The sequence below is a fragment of the Rhodopila sp. genome, from assembly GCF_965276935.1.
GTDB lineage: Bacteria > Pseudomonadota > Alphaproteobacteria > Acetobacterales > Acetobacteraceae > Rhodopila.
Genome location: NZ_CBDIBS010000001.1, coordinates 59,882 through 77,751, shown reverse-complemented (window position 1 = coordinate 77,751; position 17,870 = coordinate 59,882). Strand labels below are relative to the sequence as shown.

Annotated in this window: 17 protein-coding genes; 10 read left to right on the top strand and 7 right to left on the bottom strand. The window is 64.4% G+C overall.

Going from position 1 to position 17,870, the window contains the following annotated elements; all coding sequences use genetic code 11:
- Window positions 1-90: 90 nt before the first annotated feature.
- From ACQY4S_RS00375 to ACQY4S_RS00360, 4 genes are all read right to left on the bottom strand, one after another.
- On the bottom strand, window positions 91-675 hold the full coding sequence (locus tag ACQY4S_RS00375) for a PqiC family protein (RefSeq protein WP_428483185.1): 585 nt from the start codon (window positions 673-675) through the stop codon (window positions 91-93).
- Window positions 675-2,336, bottom strand: a complete 1,662-nt coding sequence (locus ACQY4S_RS00370) for an intermembrane transport protein PqiB (RefSeq protein WP_428483184.1) — start codon at window positions 2,334-2,336, stop codon at window positions 675-677. The genes ACQY4S_RS00375 and ACQY4S_RS00370 overlap by 1 nt, the downstream gene beginning before the upstream one ends.
- Complete coding sequence (locus tag ACQY4S_RS00365; protein WP_428483183.1) at window positions 2,333-3,571, bottom strand: paraquat-inducible protein A; 1,239 nt, start codon at window positions 3,569-3,571, stop codon at window positions 2,333-2,335. Before ACQY4S_RS00365 ends, ACQY4S_RS00370 begins: the two co-directional genes overlap by 4 nt.
- A gap of 291 nt (window positions 3,572-3,862) precedes the next feature.
- Window positions 3,863-5,029, bottom strand: a complete 1,167-nt coding sequence (locus tag ACQY4S_RS00360) for a D-2-hydroxyacid dehydrogenase (RefSeq protein WP_428483182.1) — start codon at window positions 5,027-5,029, stop codon at window positions 3,863-3,865.
- Between the two features lie 86 nt (window positions 5,030-5,115).
- On the opposite strand from ACQY4S_RS00360, the gene ACQY4S_RS00355 reads away from it, so the two are divergent.
- From ACQY4S_RS00355 to ACQY4S_RS00315, 9 genes are all read left to right on the top strand, one after another.
- The gene (locus ACQY4S_RS00355; protein ID WP_428483181.1) at window positions 5,116-5,976 is read left to right on the top strand and encodes an alpha/beta fold hydrolase; all 861 of its coding nucleotides are present in this window, start codon (window positions 5,116-5,118) and stop codon (window positions 5,974-5,976) included.
- Between the two features lie 84 nt (window positions 5,977-6,060).
- Window positions 6,061-6,702 (top strand): ubiquinol-cytochrome c reductase iron-sulfur subunit, encoded by a 642-nt coding sequence (petA, locus tag ACQY4S_RS00350; protein ID WP_428483180.1) that lies wholly within the window; start codon window positions 6,061-6,063, stop codon window positions 6,700-6,702.
- Between the two features lie 935 nt (window positions 6,703-7,637).
- Window positions 7,638-7,793 (top strand): light-harvesting antenna LH1, beta subunit, encoded by a 156-nt coding sequence (gene pufB / locus ACQY4S_RS00345; protein ID WP_428483179.1) that lies wholly within the window; start codon window positions 7,638-7,640, stop codon window positions 7,791-7,793.
- Between the two features lie 13 nt (window positions 7,794-7,806).
- The gene (locus ACQY4S_RS00340; protein ID WP_428483178.1) at window positions 7,807-8,193 is read left to right on the top strand and encodes a light-harvesting protein; all 387 of its coding nucleotides are present in this window, start codon (window positions 7,807-7,809) and stop codon (window positions 8,191-8,193) included.
- Between the two features lie 117 nt (window positions 8,194-8,310).
- Window positions 8,311-9,786 carry a PucC family protein gene (locus tag ACQY4S_RS00335; protein WP_428483177.1) on the top strand — a complete coding sequence of 492 codons (1,476 nt, stop codon included), beginning with the start codon at window positions 8,311-8,313 and terminating at the stop codon, window positions 9,784-9,786.
- Between the two features lie 61 nt (window positions 9,787-9,847).
- Complete coding sequence (locus ACQY4S_RS00330) at window positions 9,848-10,636, top strand: hypothetical protein (RefSeq protein ID WP_428483176.1); 789 nt, start codon at window positions 9,848-9,850, stop codon at window positions 10,634-10,636.
- 205 nt (window positions 10,637-10,841) lie between these two features.
- Window positions 10,842-12,014: a CaiB/BaiF CoA transferase family protein gene (locus ACQY4S_RS00325; RefSeq protein ID WP_428483175.1), complete on the top strand. Its 1,173-nt coding sequence runs from the start codon at window positions 10,842-10,844 to the stop codon at window positions 12,012-12,014.
- A 299-nt stretch (window positions 12,015-12,313) separates the two neighbouring features.
- On the top strand, window positions 12,314-13,111 hold the full coding sequence (locus ACQY4S_RS00320; RefSeq protein WP_428483174.1) for a glucose 1-dehydrogenase: 798 nt from the start codon (window positions 12,314-12,316) through the stop codon (window positions 13,109-13,111).
- A gap of 15 nt (window positions 13,112-13,126) precedes the next feature.
- Window positions 13,127-13,765: a nitroreductase family protein gene (locus ACQY4S_RS00315; RefSeq protein ID WP_428483173.1), complete on the top strand. Its 639-nt coding sequence runs from the start codon at window positions 13,127-13,129 to the stop codon at window positions 13,763-13,765.
- 26 nt (window positions 13,766-13,791) lie between these two features.
- On the opposite strand, the gene ACQY4S_RS00310 is transcribed toward ACQY4S_RS00315, so the two are convergent.
- The 3 genes from ACQY4S_RS00310 to ACQY4S_RS00300 are packed head-to-tail and all read right to left on the bottom strand — an operon-like array spanning window position 13,792 to window position 17,143.
- Complete coding sequence (locus ACQY4S_RS00310; RefSeq protein ID WP_428483172.1) at window positions 13,792-14,673, bottom strand: ABC transporter permease; 882 nt, start codon at window positions 14,671-14,673, stop codon at window positions 13,792-13,794.
- Between the two features lie 26 nt (window positions 14,674-14,699).
- Entirely contained in the window at window positions 14,700-15,641 is a 942-nt protein-coding gene (locus ACQY4S_RS00305) for an ABC transporter permease (RefSeq protein ID WP_428483171.1), read from the bottom strand.
- The gene (locus tag ACQY4S_RS00300) at window positions 15,638-17,143 is read right to left on the bottom strand and encodes an ABC transporter substrate-binding protein (RefSeq protein ID WP_428483170.1); all 1,506 of its coding nucleotides are present in this window, start codon (window positions 17,141-17,143) and stop codon (window positions 15,638-15,640) included. The genes ACQY4S_RS00305 and ACQY4S_RS00300 overlap by 4 nt, the downstream gene beginning before the upstream one ends.
- 468 nt (window positions 17,144-17,611) lie before the next feature.
- Between ACQY4S_RS00300 and ACQY4S_RS00295 the strand changes: the two genes are divergently transcribed.
- A complete protein-coding gene (locus tag ACQY4S_RS00295; RefSeq protein WP_428483169.1) occupies window positions 17,612-17,794 on the top strand; it encodes a CsbD family protein in 183 nt (60 codons plus the stop codon).
- The last annotated feature ends 76 nt before the right edge of the window (window positions 17,795-17,870 follow it).

Genomic DNA, 17,870 nt, shown 5'->3' with positions numbered 1-17,870 from the left:
CGCTGACAGGGCGTCGCCCCTGGACGAGTTCCTCGACATGAACCTGCTATGGTCCAAGGCCGCATGACCACATGGCCATTCCGTGCGACATCAAGCCGGGCATTTTTGCAGCACAACGACGATGCGATCCGCGAGATCACCGACCGCTCGGCTCATCGCGGCTACGAGACTATCAGTTCCCGCCGAGGCGGCATCGGCGTTGATCGCCTCCGACTGGGTGGCCACCACGGTCTTGTGCCGATTGAGCAATGTCCAATCGACCCGCAGTGCCACATGCCCCGCGGCGTCGCCGACGAACCGCTGGATATTGATGTCAATTCCAGCCGAACCACCCGGTGGCGGCGCATCGCCCGGCATCAGCACACGATCGGCTGGCAGGCGGTTTCGCAAATCCTCCGCCAGCACGTGCTGGATCATGCCGTCCAGCGGTGCGGCCCAGCGATCCTGGTTGGAGATGTCGAGACGCTCGGTTCCATCGGCCCTAACCACCGACTGTCTATCCAGCGTTTCCGGTAGCAGCACATGGTTCACCGCAACGGGTCCGGTGGGGCAACTGGCCAGCGGGACGCCAGCCGTGGCCGCCGGCGCGACGGGTGCCAGCGTGTAGAAGCGTGTGGGCGGCCCGCCGCAGCCTGACACCAGCAAGATCAGCAGCAGCGTTCCGCAGGCTTTCACTACCGGCTCCCGGTCAGCAGGGCGGACGGGTGCTGGTCGAGCAGATCAACCAGGCTGCGCAACGACCGGGCGGTTAGGCTGATCTCGTACAGGGTTTCGGGCAGTCCTTTGGTCCCCGGTTCGCTCCCAGCGGTCCCCTGCGACGAAAGCAGGTCCCGTGCGGAGGCAAGCGATGCCTGCGCCTGCGCCACCGTCCGGCGCAGATCGGCCAGGGTCGGCGGCAACTGCTGACGCATCTCGCTGCTGATGCGCTGCAGGTTGGCGGTCGACCGATCGACGTGGCTGAGGATACCGGCCAGTGCCGGGGAACTGGTGAGTTGCGCCAGATGATGCGAGATGTCCCGCAGATTGTCGGCGATGCGCGGCAGCGGCATCTGGTTGACTTTCGTCATGACGTCATTCGCGCTTGCCATGATGCCGGCTACGCCCCCGCCAGCATCCACTGTCGGGATCTCCGGCTCCGGACCTTGGCCCAGGCTGCCGGGCTGGCCGCCAGACAGCGCCAGCGTGACCTGCTGTCCACCGATGACCGGCGGCGACGCCGCCAGCTCCGCGTGCAGTCCGTCGGCGATCAGATGGCGCAGCATGTCGTCCATCTGCGGCCGCGGGTTACTCCAGGCCGCGCCATGGGGCAGCGCGATACGGTTCGGCTCCAGCACGATTGTCGCGAGCACGTTCATGCGACCCTGGTCCGGATCGTATTGCAACGTCGCCGCGGTCACCGAACCGACGCGCTTGCCCATCAGCTTGACCGAAGCCCCGTTGTCCGGAACGCCGCTGACATTGTGGAACACCAGCCGATACGCCACGCTGTTGGGGTCCGGGACATTTTCCGCCGCGTCCTCGCTGTCGTAGAGGGTGAAGTCGTGACCGTGGCCGGCAACCGCGCCTGGCGAGACGCCGGCCGGCGTTGCGAACGCGATGGCGCCCTCGACCAAAGCAGGCAGGGACTGGAACTGCAGACTTGGCCCATCCGCGCCGGTGGACAGGTGCAGCGGCCCGGCTCGCCAGAACCGGCTGCCGTCATGCACCAGTTGGTCATAGGGGGTGTTGATGAACGCCGTGACGTCGAAGCCGCGCCCGTTTGTCATGCTGTAGGCTTCGACCTGCCCGACCTTCTCGCCAAGATAATAGATCGGCGTCGCTTGCTGGATCGAACCCAGGCTTGATGCATGCAGCTTGAAGGACGTCCCGGTGGCGCCGAAGCCGAGCACTGGGGCGTTTGCAAGTCCTTGATAAGTGTCTTGCGAATGCCCTGGGCTTGGGCTGATGCCAATCGACGCGCCGGTGATGATCGACTTCAGGTCAGAGATGTGCGCAAGGCTGACTTGCTTGCCGATGATCCAGAACCGTGTGTCCGCCCCCAGGTGGCCGCGCAGGTCCGGGTGCAGGCTCAGCGTGACCCGGATGTGCCTGAGGTCGGGCTCCAGCCTGGAGTTCTCGACCTCACCGACATCCATTCCCTCGAACTGCACCTTTGTGTCACCGGGCTTGAGGTTGGCGATTTCCGGGAACACCACCTGTATCTGCGGGCCGGTCTCGGTCCAGCTTCGCACCGCCAGCCAGATTACCAGGCCAACCGCCGCGATCGGGATCGACCAGATCCATCCCGGCCACCAGCCATGCCGCTCCTCGGCGCGGCGTGGGATCTTGTCGTTCATGTCGCTGCTACCGGTTCGGCCGAGAATACATCCGCCGAATTCGCCTCCGCCACATCCCAGAGCAGCCGAGGATCGAAGCAGCGGGAGGCCAGCATCGTCAGCACCACCACGGCGAGCAGCGCCGGCAGGCCGGCGCCGATCCGCACCGTGGCAAGCTGGCCGAATTGGATGAGCGGCATGTAGACCGCCACTGTAAAGATATCCATTGTCGACCAGCGGCCGAGTTCGTCTATCGTCCGATAGAAGCGTGTCTTGAAAACCAGGTGGCGGGTCGAGCGGCGGCGCACTGAGAGATAGAACCACAGCATGCCGATCAGCTTGATGAACGGAATGGCGATGCTGGTGGTGAACACGCAGCCGGCCAGGAACCACAGATTGGCGCCGATCAGCCGCTCAACAGCCGAGAACAAGGTGTGCGGCGAGGTGCCCGCGGCCCAGTCCAGCACGCTGAGCGGAAACAGGTTGGCGACCGGATAGAGCAGCAGCCCCGCCAGCGTGAAGGCCATCGCAAAGGGCATTGCATTGCGCCGCCGCCGCCACAAGGTCTGGCCGCAGCGCGGACAGGATTCGCCTTCGCTGTGCGCCGGCACCACCATGTCGCAGGCATTACAGGAAAACGGGTGATCGCCGGTCACCGCGGCTGGCGTCATGATCCGCCGCCAGACGCGGCGGCGCTGCAACGTGGCCCGGGTCAGCATCGCCATCAAGGCCGCGCCGACGAAGCACCATCCCCCCGCGCCGATGGTCACCCCCGCGAACGGCGCGAGGCGGCTGTAGCCGATGGCGCAGCCAATCAGGAATACGTCCGGCATGGCCCACAGATCCAGCGCCTCCGCCCTGCGGAAGGTCGGGCCGACCCAGGCGGCGGAGTGTCCGACCAACACCGCGCCGAGCGAGGCGGCGAGCAGGCCGAAGCGCAGGAACGGCAGGGCCACGGCCTCCAGCGCGACCACTACCGCGACGATGGGCCATTCCTGGTGCCAGATCGTCGCGATGCCGGAAGCCAGATGCATCTGCGCCGACAGACCTTGCTTCGAGACGCTCATGAGCAGCATCAGGTTGGCTGGCACGAGGAGAATGAGTGTTGTCAGCGCGCAGGCGAATGCGGTGCCCGGCGCGCGTCCGGTCGCACGTTCAAGCGGACAGTGGCATCGCCAGCACAGCAGGCGGCCGGAGCTGATCGGCGGCATCTCCTGGATCGCCCCGCAGTCCGGACAGCCGATCAGGTTGGGCATTGCGAGGTCTTGGGATTGGCCTGGGAAGGCGACCAGAACAAGGACTGGATGTGATGCAACTGATGATGGTCCCGTGCTTGCGCTCATGACCGCAACGGTCTGGCAAAGTCGCGGTTTCAGGCCGCTCGCGGTTCAAGATGAACGCAAAGGTCGCCATCGCGTTGATCGATGTCGCGGATCAGTGTTCGGCTTATGAGGCGGGGCGGCAATCGCCGCCAGGCACCGCGCACATGCCGTCGCGATGGTTGCGGCCAAGGACATGCATGTTCACCCGGCGCAACCGACGAGAGCCTAATAACCCCTCGCCCAATCCACCACGTTCCGCAACGGCTGCTTGTCCAGGTAGGCTCGCAGATTGTCGCAGAACACGTCGATCCCGCCATGCCGGTCCTGGTCGCTTGCGGCCGAGACGTGCGGCGTGATCAGCACCTTGGGATCGGCCCATAGCCTAGGGTCCGGCGGACGCTCGAACTCGCCGACGTAGACGTCCAGTGCAACGCCGCGCAGGTGGTCGCGCGCCAGCGCATCGGCCAGCGCATCCTCGTCGACGATCTCGCCGCGGGCGACGTTCACCAGCACGCCGCCCGGTTTCATCGCGGCGAAACGGGCGTGGTTGAAAAGACGGTTGGTCTCCGGCGTCCACTGGCAGCAGATGGCCACGACATCGCTTTCCGGCAGAAACCGATCCAGGTCCCCGGCGCCGCCAATCTCGGCGAAACCCGGTGGCAAGGGCCGCTCGGAGGGCGCGTGGCGGCGGGTGCCGATGACGCGAAGGCCGAGGGCGGCGCAGAGACGACCAACTTCCAGACCGATGCCGCCGGCGCCGACGACGCAGGCGGTCTTGCCCTCCAGCAGCCAGGGCCGATAGGTGCGTGGCGTGAACGCCCCTGCCCGCTGATCGGCCACCGCGCAATGCAGGCCCTTGGCGAAGTGCAGGATGCCGGCCACCGCGAACTCCGCGATCGCCAGGCCGTTGGCCGACCCGCGGGAGGTGGTGACAACCACGTCGCTGCCCCACAGATCGCCGCGCAGCAGATTGCTGGCCCCCGCCGGCCGCTGATGAAACCACCTCAGGCGCGGCGCCCTGGCGCGCAGATCGAGCGGAAACGGGAAGCCGCCCAGGACAATGTCCGCCTCCGCCAGCAGCTTGTCGCGGTCGCTGCGGGAACCACGGCCCATGGCGTCGGGTGCCAGATAGCGGGTGGCGCTGAAGGCGGGCCAGGTCTCGCGATATTCGCCGTCGAACCAACCGCCGGCATCGGTCAGCCGGACCGCCGGATCGACAGCTTCAATCCGGGCGTGATCGGCAGGGGTGATGCGTTGCAGGCTGAGGATGTTCAAGGTTTGCAAGGGCAGGTTCCGATACGGCGAGTGGCGCTGCACAGTGTCAGGGGCTGGCTCATGACGCCAGATCGCACTGGCGCCGCGCAGCGGCATGTGAAAGTCTGGAGGTGTCAAGGATCTTGAACCTTGATCGCGCGAGCTTACCCGCTGGCGTTGCCCTGCGCGCACGAACGGATCCGCGTACGCAACCGGAATTTCCCATGCTCCCTCGCCGTGTGACGCTGTTCGGGATGACCCTGTTGCTGGCGCCTCGCGCCTGGGCACCCCCCGCCTGGGCACAGCCGCCGCGGTGGTTGATCTTGCCGCCGACGCCTTCATTACCGAAGGCCGACCGAAGCGGTCATGCGGCGGTGAACGGCATCGAGCTGTGGTACGCGGTATTCGGGCACGGCCAACCGGTGGTCTTCCTGCACGGCGGATTGGCGAATGCGAACTATTGGGGCCTGCAGGTACCGGCGGTGGCGCGGGACTACCAGGTAATCGTGATGGACAGCCGCGGCCACGGCCGCAGCACCCGCGACGACCGGCCATACGGCTATGACCTGATGGCCGACGACGTGGTGGGCTTGCTCGACAGCCTGAAAATCCGGCAAGCTGCCGTGGTCGGCTGGAGCGATGGCGGCATCCTCGGCCTTGATCTCGCGATGCGCTATCCCGACCGGGTGTCCAAGGTATTTGCCTTCGCCGCCAACACCGACCCTTCGGGCGTGGTGGACGGGGTGGAGAAGAACCCCACCTTCGCCGCCTTCATCGCGCGTGCCGGCCAGGAGTATCGGACCTTGTCGGCCTCACCGGGGAAATACGACGCCTTCGTCGATGCCATCAGCAAGATGTGGGCGACGCAGCCGAACTGGACGGCGGCGCAGCTTCACGCCATCAAGCCGAGGATTCAGGTGGTGGACGGCGACCACGATGAAGCAATCAAGCGGCCGCACACCGAGCGGATCGCCGCCGACATTCCCGGTGCCGGCCTGCTCATTCTGCCGAATACCAGCCACTTCTCGTTCCTGCAGGACCCGGACCAGTTCACCTGGCACATCCTGCATTTCCTGGCGCGATAGAGCGGGCGGCGCGTGTTGCGGCATCACGGATATTTTATCACGCTGTTGATGGAGTGGTTTTGAACGCCGCCCCATAATGCGGGGATGTCATCACATGCAAGCTCAACCGGCCCGCAGCCCACGCGGCGGGACCTGATCTCTCTTGTCGCACTGTCCGGCGCGGCGATCGGCACCGCCGCGATCATCTGGCCGCTGATCGATTCGATGAACCCGTCGGCTGACGTGCTCGCCGCCGGAGCGCCGATCGACATCGACATGTCGAAAATCGCTGCCGGGCAGCAGATCGTCGTGCTGTGGCGCGGCGCCCCGATGCTGATCGTAAACCGCACGCCGGCGGCGCTGAAGACATTGCAGACCCCCAGCCTGGTGTCCAACCTGTCGGACCCGAACTCGACGGTGCGTCAGCAGCCGCAGTATGCGGAGAACTGGCACCGCTCGGTGAAGCCGGAGTACGCCGTGCTGGTCGGGATCTGCACGCATCTGGGATGCTTGCCTGGCTACCAGCCGAACCCCAACCCGACCACTCCGGCGCCGAACTGGCCGGGCGGCTATTTCTGCCCGTGCCACGGATCAAAATACGACCTCGCCGGCCGGGTGTATAAAGGCGTGCCCGCGCCATACAACCTGCCGGTGCCGCCTTACCGGTTCGTCGACGACAAGACGTTGCGCATCGGCGAAAACCCGACCGGTACGGCGTTTGAACTGAGCACCGTCGTGCAGATGTAGCGCCGCCTGAAGCATTAAAGCGCGATTGGTTTAGGTTGACCCACGGATCGCGCTTTAATTCATTGTTTGATCGCGTGATTCACGCCTTGTGACTCGGTCAGCGTCAGGCGATCGCGCTCTAGCTTGCACAACCGAGTGTCGGGTGCGGCGCGGCCGTGCCCGCGATTATCGTCCCAGCCGCAGCAGCGGGGATATGCCATGCGCGCAAACCTGGTTGGATATGGCAGACGCGTTGTAGATGTGTCGCGGACGAGAAGGCCGGCCACGACATAAGCAGGTCCGTGTGCAGTCGTTCGGCGCCTCCGGGGTCTGTCGCCGTTGTGACTATCCGTTCAAATAAGTCGGTCACGTGCCGATGCCTTGGGGGGCGCCCTGAAGCGTGGTGCGGGTTTCATTGAACACCTCGTGCGATTGCAAGGCCACAACGCAGCCGCTCAATGAAGCGGCTGTCCGCCAACCGAGCTTGCCGTCAGATAGAGCGGATCAACCCGCGGCCTAAGCCGCGAATCGATCCGCCCATCAGTCGTCGAGACGGCGTCAAGCGGGCGCCCTTCAGCATCCGGCATGGCGCGGATCATCATCCATTTTTCAGTCAGTGGCGCCCGCTCGCTAGTTCAAGAGCGCCGCTGTTAAGCGGATTGACGAAGACGCCAAGCAAGTGTAATGGGTAGTTTACACCGTTGAGTGTCAACTTTGCTTTACACATGTGGTGGGAACAACAGGGAGCCAACAGCAAAAGGCGCTAACGCCGAGAGACCAGCACCGCCCCGTCTTCAAGACAGACCCCTCAATCGAAGCTACGGCGCCGTGCGAGTTCCGACACGAAAAGCCAGACGATTCCTGCTGCCAGGCGAGGCTTCGTGAAGCCTTCGCGATGAAACCCACGTGCGGGTTTAGCACGACATTGGCCGCTAGCCTTGGAACGAGGAATTCCCATGGACGAAGATCTCAACAGAGTCTGGCCGACAGGCCTGACGATCGCGGAGTCAGAGGAGCTGCACAAGCACGTCATCGACGGTGCGCGCGTGTTCTTCGTTATCGCGTTATTCGCGCATTTCCTGGCGTTCATCTGGTCGCCGTGGCTCCACTAGGGAGAAAATTGACATGAATCAGGGTAGAATTTGGTGTGTGGTCCACCCCACCGTAGGTTTGCCGCTGTTGTTGGGCAGCGTCGCGTTGACGTCGCTGGCTGTCCATACGGCGGTCATGACCCACACCACCTGGATGAGTAACTATTGGCAAGGGTCCGCGAAACCAAGACTAGCGATACAGAATGCCACGCCAAAGGTCGCCGCGACGGATTCAAAAGCCCCAGCCGCATTCTCGATGACGGTAACCCCTGTTCCAGCAACGGCCGCTAACGCCCAGGCATCCTTTGTGATCACGGTAGCTCCGAATGTAAATGCAACAGTCGATACCAAAGCCGCTGTTGATAACATCGCAAATAACCCATCCGGCACCATCCCGATCCGCTCGGCCAGCGCCAACTAATCGAGTTGATGCCCGCATGATTCATCAGAGGCCGGTATTATCGAATACTGACCTCTGAGGGCGTGCATCAAGGTCGGAAACAGTAAGCAGCGCTTTTTTGCCGAGGCTTTTTTGTCTATGGCCACGGCCCGCGTAAGCCAGACCAATCCGTTGATTGGAGTTTTCGCATATCTCTGCCTCTCATCTGATGGAATTCCCAGGACGATGAATCGCGTCAGCCAACACGTGATGAGGGCATGGATCGGCCTCGGCTCTCGCTTCCTGCCGTTTGCCGATGCGGCGACACCCGACCTGCCGCTCCCCAGGCTGCTGCGTTTGTCACTGTTCCAGGTTTCTGTTGGAATGGCACTGGTCTTGCTCGTGGGGACGCTTAATCGGGTGATGATCGTCGAACTCAACGTGCCCGCATCACTTGTCGGGGTCATGATATCGCTGCCGCTGATTTTCGCACCATTTCGTGCGCTGATCGGCTTCCGCTCCGACACCCATCGGTCCGAGCTTGGCTGGAAGCGGGTCCCCTTCATATTCAGGGGCGCCATGGTACAGTTCGGTGGCCTCGCGATCATGCCGTTCGCGTTGCTGGTCCTGTCCGGCGGCGGCAATGCGAGCCATGCTCCGGCATGGATCGGCTACCTGTCGGCGGGGTTGGCTTTTTTGCTGGTTGGCGCCGGGTTGCACACGACGCAAACCGTCGGCCTCGCCTTGGCCACCGATCTCGCACCAAAGGAATCGCAGCCCAACGTGGTCGGCCTGATGTACGTGATGCTCCTGTTCGGCATGATCGGCAGTGCGCTCTTGTTTGGCGCATTTCTCGCGAATTTCACGCCAGGGCGCCTGATCCAGGTCATCCAGGGATCAGCCGTGATGACAATTGTTCTCAACACCTGCGCCCTGTGGAAACAGGAGGGCCGCAATCGTTCGCGGATGGCGCAGGCGCACCGGACGCAGCCCAATTTTCAGCAATCGTGGCAGCGATTCATTCACGGCGGGCAAGCCATGCGCCGCCTTATTGCCGTCGGTTGTGGGACGATGGCGTTCAGCATGGAAGACGTTCTGCTTGAACCGTACGGCGGTCAGGTTCTGCACCTGACTGTCGGTGATACGACCAAGCTGACAGCAACCCTGGCTGTCGGTGGGCTTCTGGGCTTTGGTCTTGCTTCGCGTGTCCTCAGTCGCGGCGCTGATCCCTTTCGCATGGCTGGTTATGGCGTCCTGGCTGGAATTCCTGGCTTTATCGCGGTGATGATGGCTGCGCCGCTGGCCTCCGCCTCCGTCTTTGGTTCAGGGACATTGCTGATCGGATTCGGCGCCGGCCTGTTTGGTCACGGCACCTTGACTGCAACAATGAATCTGGCGCCGCCAAACCAGGCTGGGCTGGCGCTTGGGGCTTGGGGTGCCGTGCAAGCCTCGGCAGCCGGAGTCGCGATTGCGCTTGGCGGCATACTTCGCGATCTCGTGAACGGACTGGCACCGCACTATCTGCTTGCGGCGGCAACGGGGTACGATTTTGTCTACTGTGTTGAAGTCATGTTGCTGTTCGCGACACTTCTGACGATGGTCCCGCTCATTCGCCGGGTCGAAGCCCATACCTGAGCCGGCGCGCTGGATGCCGTGAGCCCGATCAAACCGGCGCATAAACTGGAAAGGCGACATCATGCTTGTCTCACGCATGTTTACCACGAACGAGGACGCGATGGGTGCGGTCGCCAACCTGGAGCAGGTTGGCTTCAGACAAGCATCAATCCGGGTGATCGACAAAACCAAAGCCGATGTCAGCGAGACAGGCATCATGCAGCAAGGCCTGTCGGAGGCTCACGCCAAGGATTACGCCGAGGGCATCCGCCAGGGCGGAACACTGGTCATCGCTGAGGCGCCATTGGGTGCCTCCGGAAGAGCGGCGGAAATCCTGGAACGCGTTCGCCCGAACGATCAGGACACGCCCCACGCGGCGTATGAAGACGTGACCCGGCCCAAAGCTGAACCTTCCACGTCAGGCTCCATGGGTGTTGGGGGAACGCCATTGTCTACCGCCCTCAACTGGCCTGTTCTGTTGGACAACCCGGCACCGCTGTCGTCGTATTTGAATCGACGGACACTCTCGAAGGAGCAGACCCCAAGGGCCTCGCTCTTGCACAACCCGACGCCGTTGTCATCGCGGCTTGGCATGAAGGTACTTTCGGACAAGGCCACGCCATTGTCGTCCTTGCTTGGCCGGAAGGTACTCCTGGATAACCCGACGCCGCTTTCCAGCCGGCTTAACAGGGAAGTACTCCTGGACAACCCGACGCCGCTTTCCAGCCGGCTTAACATGAAGGTACTCCTGGACAACCCGACGCCGCTGTCTTCGTGGCTTGGACTAAAAGTTCTGGCAAACACCTCCGCGTTATTTTTTCTAAAGCGCACTAATCCGAAGTCCGCGGACGATGGAGCCAACCGGCCATGAGCGCCATGTCCGTTGCGCTTTGAAGGCGTTTGTGTTGACAGCGGATCCGTGGATGGGCCGCGATGGCGTCAAAGCAATCACTGGCCGCACCAAGGCGGTAATCACGAAGGGCGGCTTTATCTGAAGGTCGGCATCGTCGGCGCCCGCCTCGACCAGCCGGCGCTTTTCATGCCACGATATCCTTCAGCCTTGGAAGGATCAGCGCATGACGAACGGCCCCCTCGCCCGCTTCAAGGTCATCGACCTGTCCCGTGTGCGCGCCGGCCCCACCGCGGTGCGGCAATTGGCCGACTGGGGTGCCGATGTCATCAAGATCGAGGCGCCGGAAGGTGACGCCGGCCTGGGCGGCGAGCGGCACGGCCCCGACTTCCAGAACCTGCACCGCAACAAGCGCAGCCTGACGCTGAACCTGAAGGCGCCTGACGGGCCGGCGGTGCTGAAGCGGCTGGTCGCGCAGGCCGATGTGGTGGTGGAGAACTACCGCCCGGACGTGAAGTTCCGCCTCGGTGTGGATTACGAGAGCCTGAAGGCGATCAACAAGCGGATCGTCTATGCCAGCATCTCCGGCTTTGGACAGGACGGGCCGTATCGCGACCGGCCTGGCTTCGACCAGATCGCCCAGGGCATGGGCGGGCTGATGTCGATCACTGGTGAACCCGGCCGCGGCCCCATGCGGGTCGGCATTCCTGTCGCCGACCTGACCGCCGGCATCTTCGCTGCCATGGGCATCCTGATCGCGCTACTGGAACGCGAGCAGTCAGGCGAGGGCCAGTGGGTGAAAAGCTCCCTGCTTGGCGCGCAGATCTCCATGCTGGATTTCCAGGCGGCGCGCTGGACCATCGGCAAGGAGGTGCCGGGGCAAGCCGGCAACAACCATCCGACCAGCATCCCGACCGGAGTCTTCGCCACGGCTGACGGCTATATCAACATCGCCGCCGCCGGGGACGACATCTACCGGCGGATGTGCAAGGCGATGGAGGCCGAACACCTCGCCGCCGACCCGCTGTTCGCTACCGGCCGAGCGCGTCTGGAGAACCGTGACGCGTTGAACGAGACGATCGCGGCGATCACACGGACGAAATCTTCCGCGGACTGGATTGAGGCGCTGAACCGGCAAGGGGTGCCTGCCGGCCCTATCTACACAATGGATCAGGTGTTTGCCGATCCGCAGGTGAAGCATCTGGCGATGACCCGGACCGTGCCGCACACGGTGCTGGGCGAGGTGGAGGTGGTCGGCCAGCCGATCGAACTCAGCCGCACGCCCTGGAGCATCCGCAGTGCCACGCCGGAAGCGGGCGAGCATACCGATGCCGTGCTGGCGGAGCTTGGCTACAGCGCGGAGGAGATCGCCGCGCTGCATGTTGCGAAAGTGGTTTGAGCAACACAAACTGCCCGCATCCTGATGGACGACCACTTGTTGGTCATCCGCGCACCGACGGCATCGGGCGGATGGCCGGCACAAGGCCGGCCATGACGAGCGGGACGAAAGGGGCGGACTGCTGGCAAGGCCAAGCGTGACGAGCAGGGCAAAATGGGGCGAACGCCTGGCACGGGGCTGGCGCGGGGCGAAAGGGGTGGGTCGCCGGCACAAGGCCGGCCATGACGAGCGGGGGCAAAAGGAGCGAACGGCTGGCACAAGGCCAGCCGTGGCGAGCGGGCAAAAAGGAGGAAATCAAGATGGACTTTACAGGGAAGGTGGCGCTGATCACCGGCGGCGGTGGCGGCATTGGGCGGGCGACCGCTCTCGGCTTCGCGCTGCGAGGGGCGAAGGTCATGGTCGTGGACGCGGATGCGGACGCCGGCCAGGCGAGCGTGGACATCATCACCCAGCGCGGGGCGACATCGGCCTTCCTGCAGGCGGACGTGACGCAGGCGAGATCGGTGAAGGACTACGTGGAGAAAACCCTCGCGGCGTATGGCCGCATTGATTGTTTCTTCAACAACGCGGGCATCGAGGGTGTCGTGCGGCCGACCCAGGACTATGACGAGGATATCTTCGACAAGGTCATCGCGGTCAACCTGAAGGGTGTCTTCCTCGGGCTGCGCCACGTGCTGCCGGTGATGCTGCGGCAGGGCTCGGGGGCGATCGTGAATACCGCCTCGGTCGCTGGCCTGTTCGGCTCGCCGGGCATGCCGGCCTATGTGGCGTCCAAGCACGGCGTGCTGGGGCTGACCAAGGTCGCGTCCACCGATGTCGCGGCGCTGGGGGTGCGGGTGAACGCGGTCTGTCCGGGTCCGGTCGAGACCCGCATGATGCGGTCGCTGGAATCGCAGCGCGATTCAAACAACCCTGAGGGCGTGCACGCCGCGTTAGCCGCCGGCATTCCTACCGGCCGGTACGCGCAACCGGAGGAGGTCGCGGGCGCGGTGCTGTATCTGTGCTCCGAGCTGTCGGGGGATGTGACCGGGACGCACATTGTCATCGACGGCGGCCGCTCCGGCTCGGGCGGCGTTGCGCCGGCAAAACGAGCATAACAGGAGATCGCAACCATGCCGGACTTTTTCGAGATCATCGGAACCACGCGCTCGATGCGCCGGCTGAAGCCTGACCCGGTGCCGGATGCGCTGATCAAGCAGATCCTGGAGGCCGGGACCGCGGCCGCCAACGGCGGCAACACGCAGACTTGGCGCTTTCTCGTGGTCAAGGACCCGGCGATCAAGCAGGCCGTGCAGGTCTGGTACAAGAAGGCGTTCGATGAGGTCGTCGGGCCGCGCTACGCCACCAGCGCCGCGCCGCCTGGCGTGACGGCGGAACGCTTCACCCGCCAGCACGGCGCGGTCGAATACCTGACGGAGCATTTCCATGAGGCGCCAGTCTGGATCGTGGCCTGCCTGAAGGATGGTCCGAATCCGAGCCGGGGCGCCGGTGCCTCGATCTATCCGGCGGTGCAGAACATGCTGCTGACGATCCGCGCGCTGGGGTTGGGCTCGACGCTGACCACCCGGCATCTGCTGTATGAGAAGGAGGCCGAGGCCGCGCTGGGCCTGCCGCCGGGGGTGCATTCCTATGCGATCCTGCCGGTCGGCTACCCGATGGGCAAGTTCGGGCCGGTCGGACGCGGCAAGCTGGCGGACTTCGTGTATCTGGACAAGTGGGAGCAGCCGTATCCGGCGGTGGCGGAAGGCTGAGGCGGGCCATTTGCTACAGTCGATTGCTACGACCCTCGCGGGTCCAGTGCATCCCGCAGGCCATCCCCCACCAGGTTGAACGACAGCACGCACAGGAAGATCGCCATCCCCGGAAACACCGCCAGCCATGGCGCCTGGGTCAGGAACCGCTGCGCCGCGTTCAGCATCGATCCCCAGGACGGCGACGGCGGCTGCTGGCCCAGTCCCAGAAACGACAACGACGCCTCGGCGATGATCGCCGCCGCCAGCGACAAGGTCGCCTGCACCAGCACCGGCGGCACGATATTCGGCGCCACGTGCCGCACCGCCACCCGCCAGGCCGGCGCGCCGATCGACCAAGCCGCCTGCACGTAGTCGGCACTGCCGACCTCCAGCGTCGCCGCCCGCGCCACGCGCATGAACCGCGGCGCGGTGGACACGCCGATCGCGATCATCGCATTCGTCAGGTTCGGCCCAAGGAACGCCGTCAGCGCGATCGCCAGGATCAGGAACGGGCACGCCAGCATCGCGTCGACCAGCCGCGACAGCACGGCGTCGATCCAGCCCCCGGCGAACCCCGCCAGCAGCCCGGCCGGCACACCGATCGCCGCCGCGATCAGCACGGAGACCACCCCCGCCAGCAGGCTCGCCCTGGCACCGAACACAACGCGCGACAGCACATCCCGCCCAATCTCGTCGGTGCCCATCCAGTGCGCGGCCGACGGCGCCTTGCGGATCGCGGTCCAGGAGGTCGCGACCGGATCGAACGGCGCGACCAGCGGTGCCAGCACCGCCCCGATAACGAACAGCATGATCACCCCCAATGCCGCCACCGCGGCGGGGCGGCGCAGGAACCGTCCCAAGGCCAGACGGCCGGGCGTGAGGCGTCGCGGATTAACACGTCCCGGGGGCCGCCCAGCGGTTTGCATCGAAGCGGTGTGCGTCCGCGTGCGCATCAGGCGCGGCGCAACCGCGGATTGATCAGCACGTACAGGATATCCGCCAGCAGGTTCAGCAGCACGAACACGAATGCCGTCACCAGCACGACGCCCTGTACCACCGGATAGTCCCGGTTGAACACCGCATCGACGATCATCTTGCCGAAGCCGGGGATGGAGAACACCTGCTCGGTCAGCACCGCCCCGGACAGCAGCGTGCCGAGTTCCAGCGCCCCCAGGGTCACCACCGGGATCAGCGCGTTGCGCAGCGCGTGGCGCAGGATGACCCGGCGCTCATTCAGCCCCTTGGCGCGCGCGGTGCGAACGTAGTCCTGGCTGAGTGTGGAGAGCATCGCGCTGCGGGTGTGCCGCATCAGCACCGCGGCGATGGCGTAGCCCAGCACGAAGGCCGGCATGATCGTCGTCGCCAGCGACCGCCAAAGGTCCTGCGTCAACGGCACGTAGCCGGACGGCGGCAGCCACTCCAGATCGACCGAGACCAGCAGGATCAGCATGATCCCCAGCCAGAAGGTCGGCATCGACAAGCCCGCCAGCCCGATCGCATTGGCGAGGTAGTCCCACACCCGGTTCCGCTGCACCGCCGCCACCACGCCCGCCGGCACGCCGATCGCCACGGCGATGGCGAAGGCCATGACACCAAGCTGTGCCGTGACCGGCAGCTTCTGTTCGATCAACTGCGTCACCGGCTGGCGGGTGCGCCAGGAATAGCCGAGGTTGCCGCGCAGCACGTTGCCGACCCAATGCAGATATTGTACCGGCACCGGCCGATCCAGCCAAAGCTGCGCCCGGATCTGCGCCAGCACGCGCGGGTCGCCCCGCTCCTCGCCGGCCAGCGCCAGCGCCGGATCGCCGGGCATCAACTGCTGCAGGCCGAACACCAGGATGCTGACCAGGATCAGCGTCGGAACGATCTGGGCGATCCGGCCGCTCAGTTTCACTTCGCCACCGACAGACCCTGCAGCCGGATCATCCCGTCCGGCACCGGCCGAAAGCCGGTCAGCTTCGCCGACAGACCGACGATATTGACCGGATGATACAGGTAGATGATCGGCAGATCTTTCCGCTCCTGCTCCAGCACCGTCTTGTATTGCCCCAGTCGAGCCGCCGGGTCGGTCGAGGCGCGGGCGGCGTCGAGCGCCTGATCGACGATCGGGTTCGAGTAATGGGCATCATTCAGCCCCTGCCCTGTTTTCAAGAACCCATACAGGTTGCCGTCGGCATCGGTGCGGCCCGACCAGCCAATCAGATAGGTCTCGAAGTTGCCCTCGGCCGCCGCGGACAAGGATGATGCGAACTCGACCACATTGAGCTTCAGGTCGAACCCGGCGTCGCTGACCATCGACTGGATCACCTCCGCCATCTGGCTCTCATCCGGGGTATTGGGCACCATCATGGTCACTGCGATCGGCGTCGGAACGCCGGACTGCTTGACCAGGGCCTTGGCCTTGTCGAGGTCGCGCGGCGGGGCCTCGACGCCGGGCACATACATCGGGGAGGACGGCGGAACCGCCTGTACCGTGGGCTGGAACATGCCGTTGTACACGACGTCGATGAGGGCCTTGCGGTCGATTGCCGCGTCGAACGCCTGGCGCAGCAAGGCGCTCTGGCCGATCGGCGCCTTGGACTGTGGTCCATTCGCCAGGTTGACGGTAATGCCCTCATAGCCGAGCGCGGGCGAGGTCACGATGCGCAGCTTCGGGTCGCGCTTGACCTCCGCCACGTCGCTCGGCAGCACTCGCTCCGCCAGATCGATGTTGCCGGTGTGCAGGTTCGCCACGACTACGGAGGTGTCGGGCATGGTCTGGTAGATCACCCGATCGAAGTGGATCTTGTCGGCATCCCAGTAGCCGGGATAGCGGTCCAGCACGATACGATCCTGTGCCACCCGCTGAGCGAACTTGAACGGGCCGGTGCAGACCGGATGCAGGCCGAAATCCTTGCCCTCCGCCTCGGCCGCCTTTGGCGCCACGATCATGCCGGCGCGGTCCGTCAACACCGCCAGCAGCGGCGCCGAGGGCGATTTCAGCGCCAGCCGGACGGTCAGCGGATCGACCACTTCAATATGGTCAATGACGCTAAGCTCGCCGCGGCGGAAGCTGCCGGGCATGGTCAGATGCCGTTCCAGACCATATTTCACCGCCGGCGCGTCGAACGGTTCGCCGTCCTGAAACGTCACGTTGGGGCGCAGGTGGATCAGCAGCGTGCGCGGATCGGCCCACTCATAGCCGGTTGCGAGCTGCGGCACGATTTGCAGTTTCTCGTTGATGTCGAACAGCTTGTCGCACAGGCCGGCAAAGACAATGCGCCCGACATAGGTGCGCGCCAGCGTCGGGTCCAGGATGTCGGGGTCTTCCCGCAGGGCGACGCGCAGGGTCTGAGCGGGTGCCGCGATCGGAAACAGAACGGCCAGGCCGAACAGGGCAGTCATCAGACGACGCATGAATTTCGGATCCTGACAAACAAGGGACTGGATTGTGCGGGCGCTCTGGTACGCCCGCAAGCGGCCACATCAGCAATCACGCCAAAAAGAGCCAACTTTCCCGCTGCTCGGCTGTCCACCGTCTGGCCAGACCAAGCCGATGCCGAACGTGCGAAACGGCGGGTAGACCGTCACGATCCGGCTTAAGTCAGCCGAAGCAGCAGGCGCACAGATTGAGACGGTTGATGCGATAGCGTCATCTCCTATCGCTAAAATAGTTGAAAGCGTCACGCATGTTGCGGATTGATGATAATACATTAACCCCTATTAAAATCAAAATACCTTGTTCTTTACTTGGAGAAGCTGAGCAGCCCAAAGCGATTCAACCGCTTCGTCGTGAAGGCCGCCGCCAGCCAAGGAACTTAGCGGCGCTCAGAACGTTAACCTTCTGCGACCGCAAGTGTCGCGAACAGACGTCAGGAGAGTCCGATGGATAAGGATCGTGTTGAAGGCGCCATGGACCAGGCCAAGGGCAGTGTTAAGGAAGCTGCCGGCAAGGTAACGGGCGACAAGAAGACCGAGGCATCCGGTGCGGCCCAGAAGGCCGGCGGAAAGGTGCAGAATGCCGCCGGCGGCGCGAAGGATTCCGTGCGGGATGCGGTCAAGGAATAGATCCCGCTGACACGGTTCGCGCATTGGCAGGCGCCTGAAACACGGCGCGGCGGCGCGAACCGGTCCCCCGGCTCAC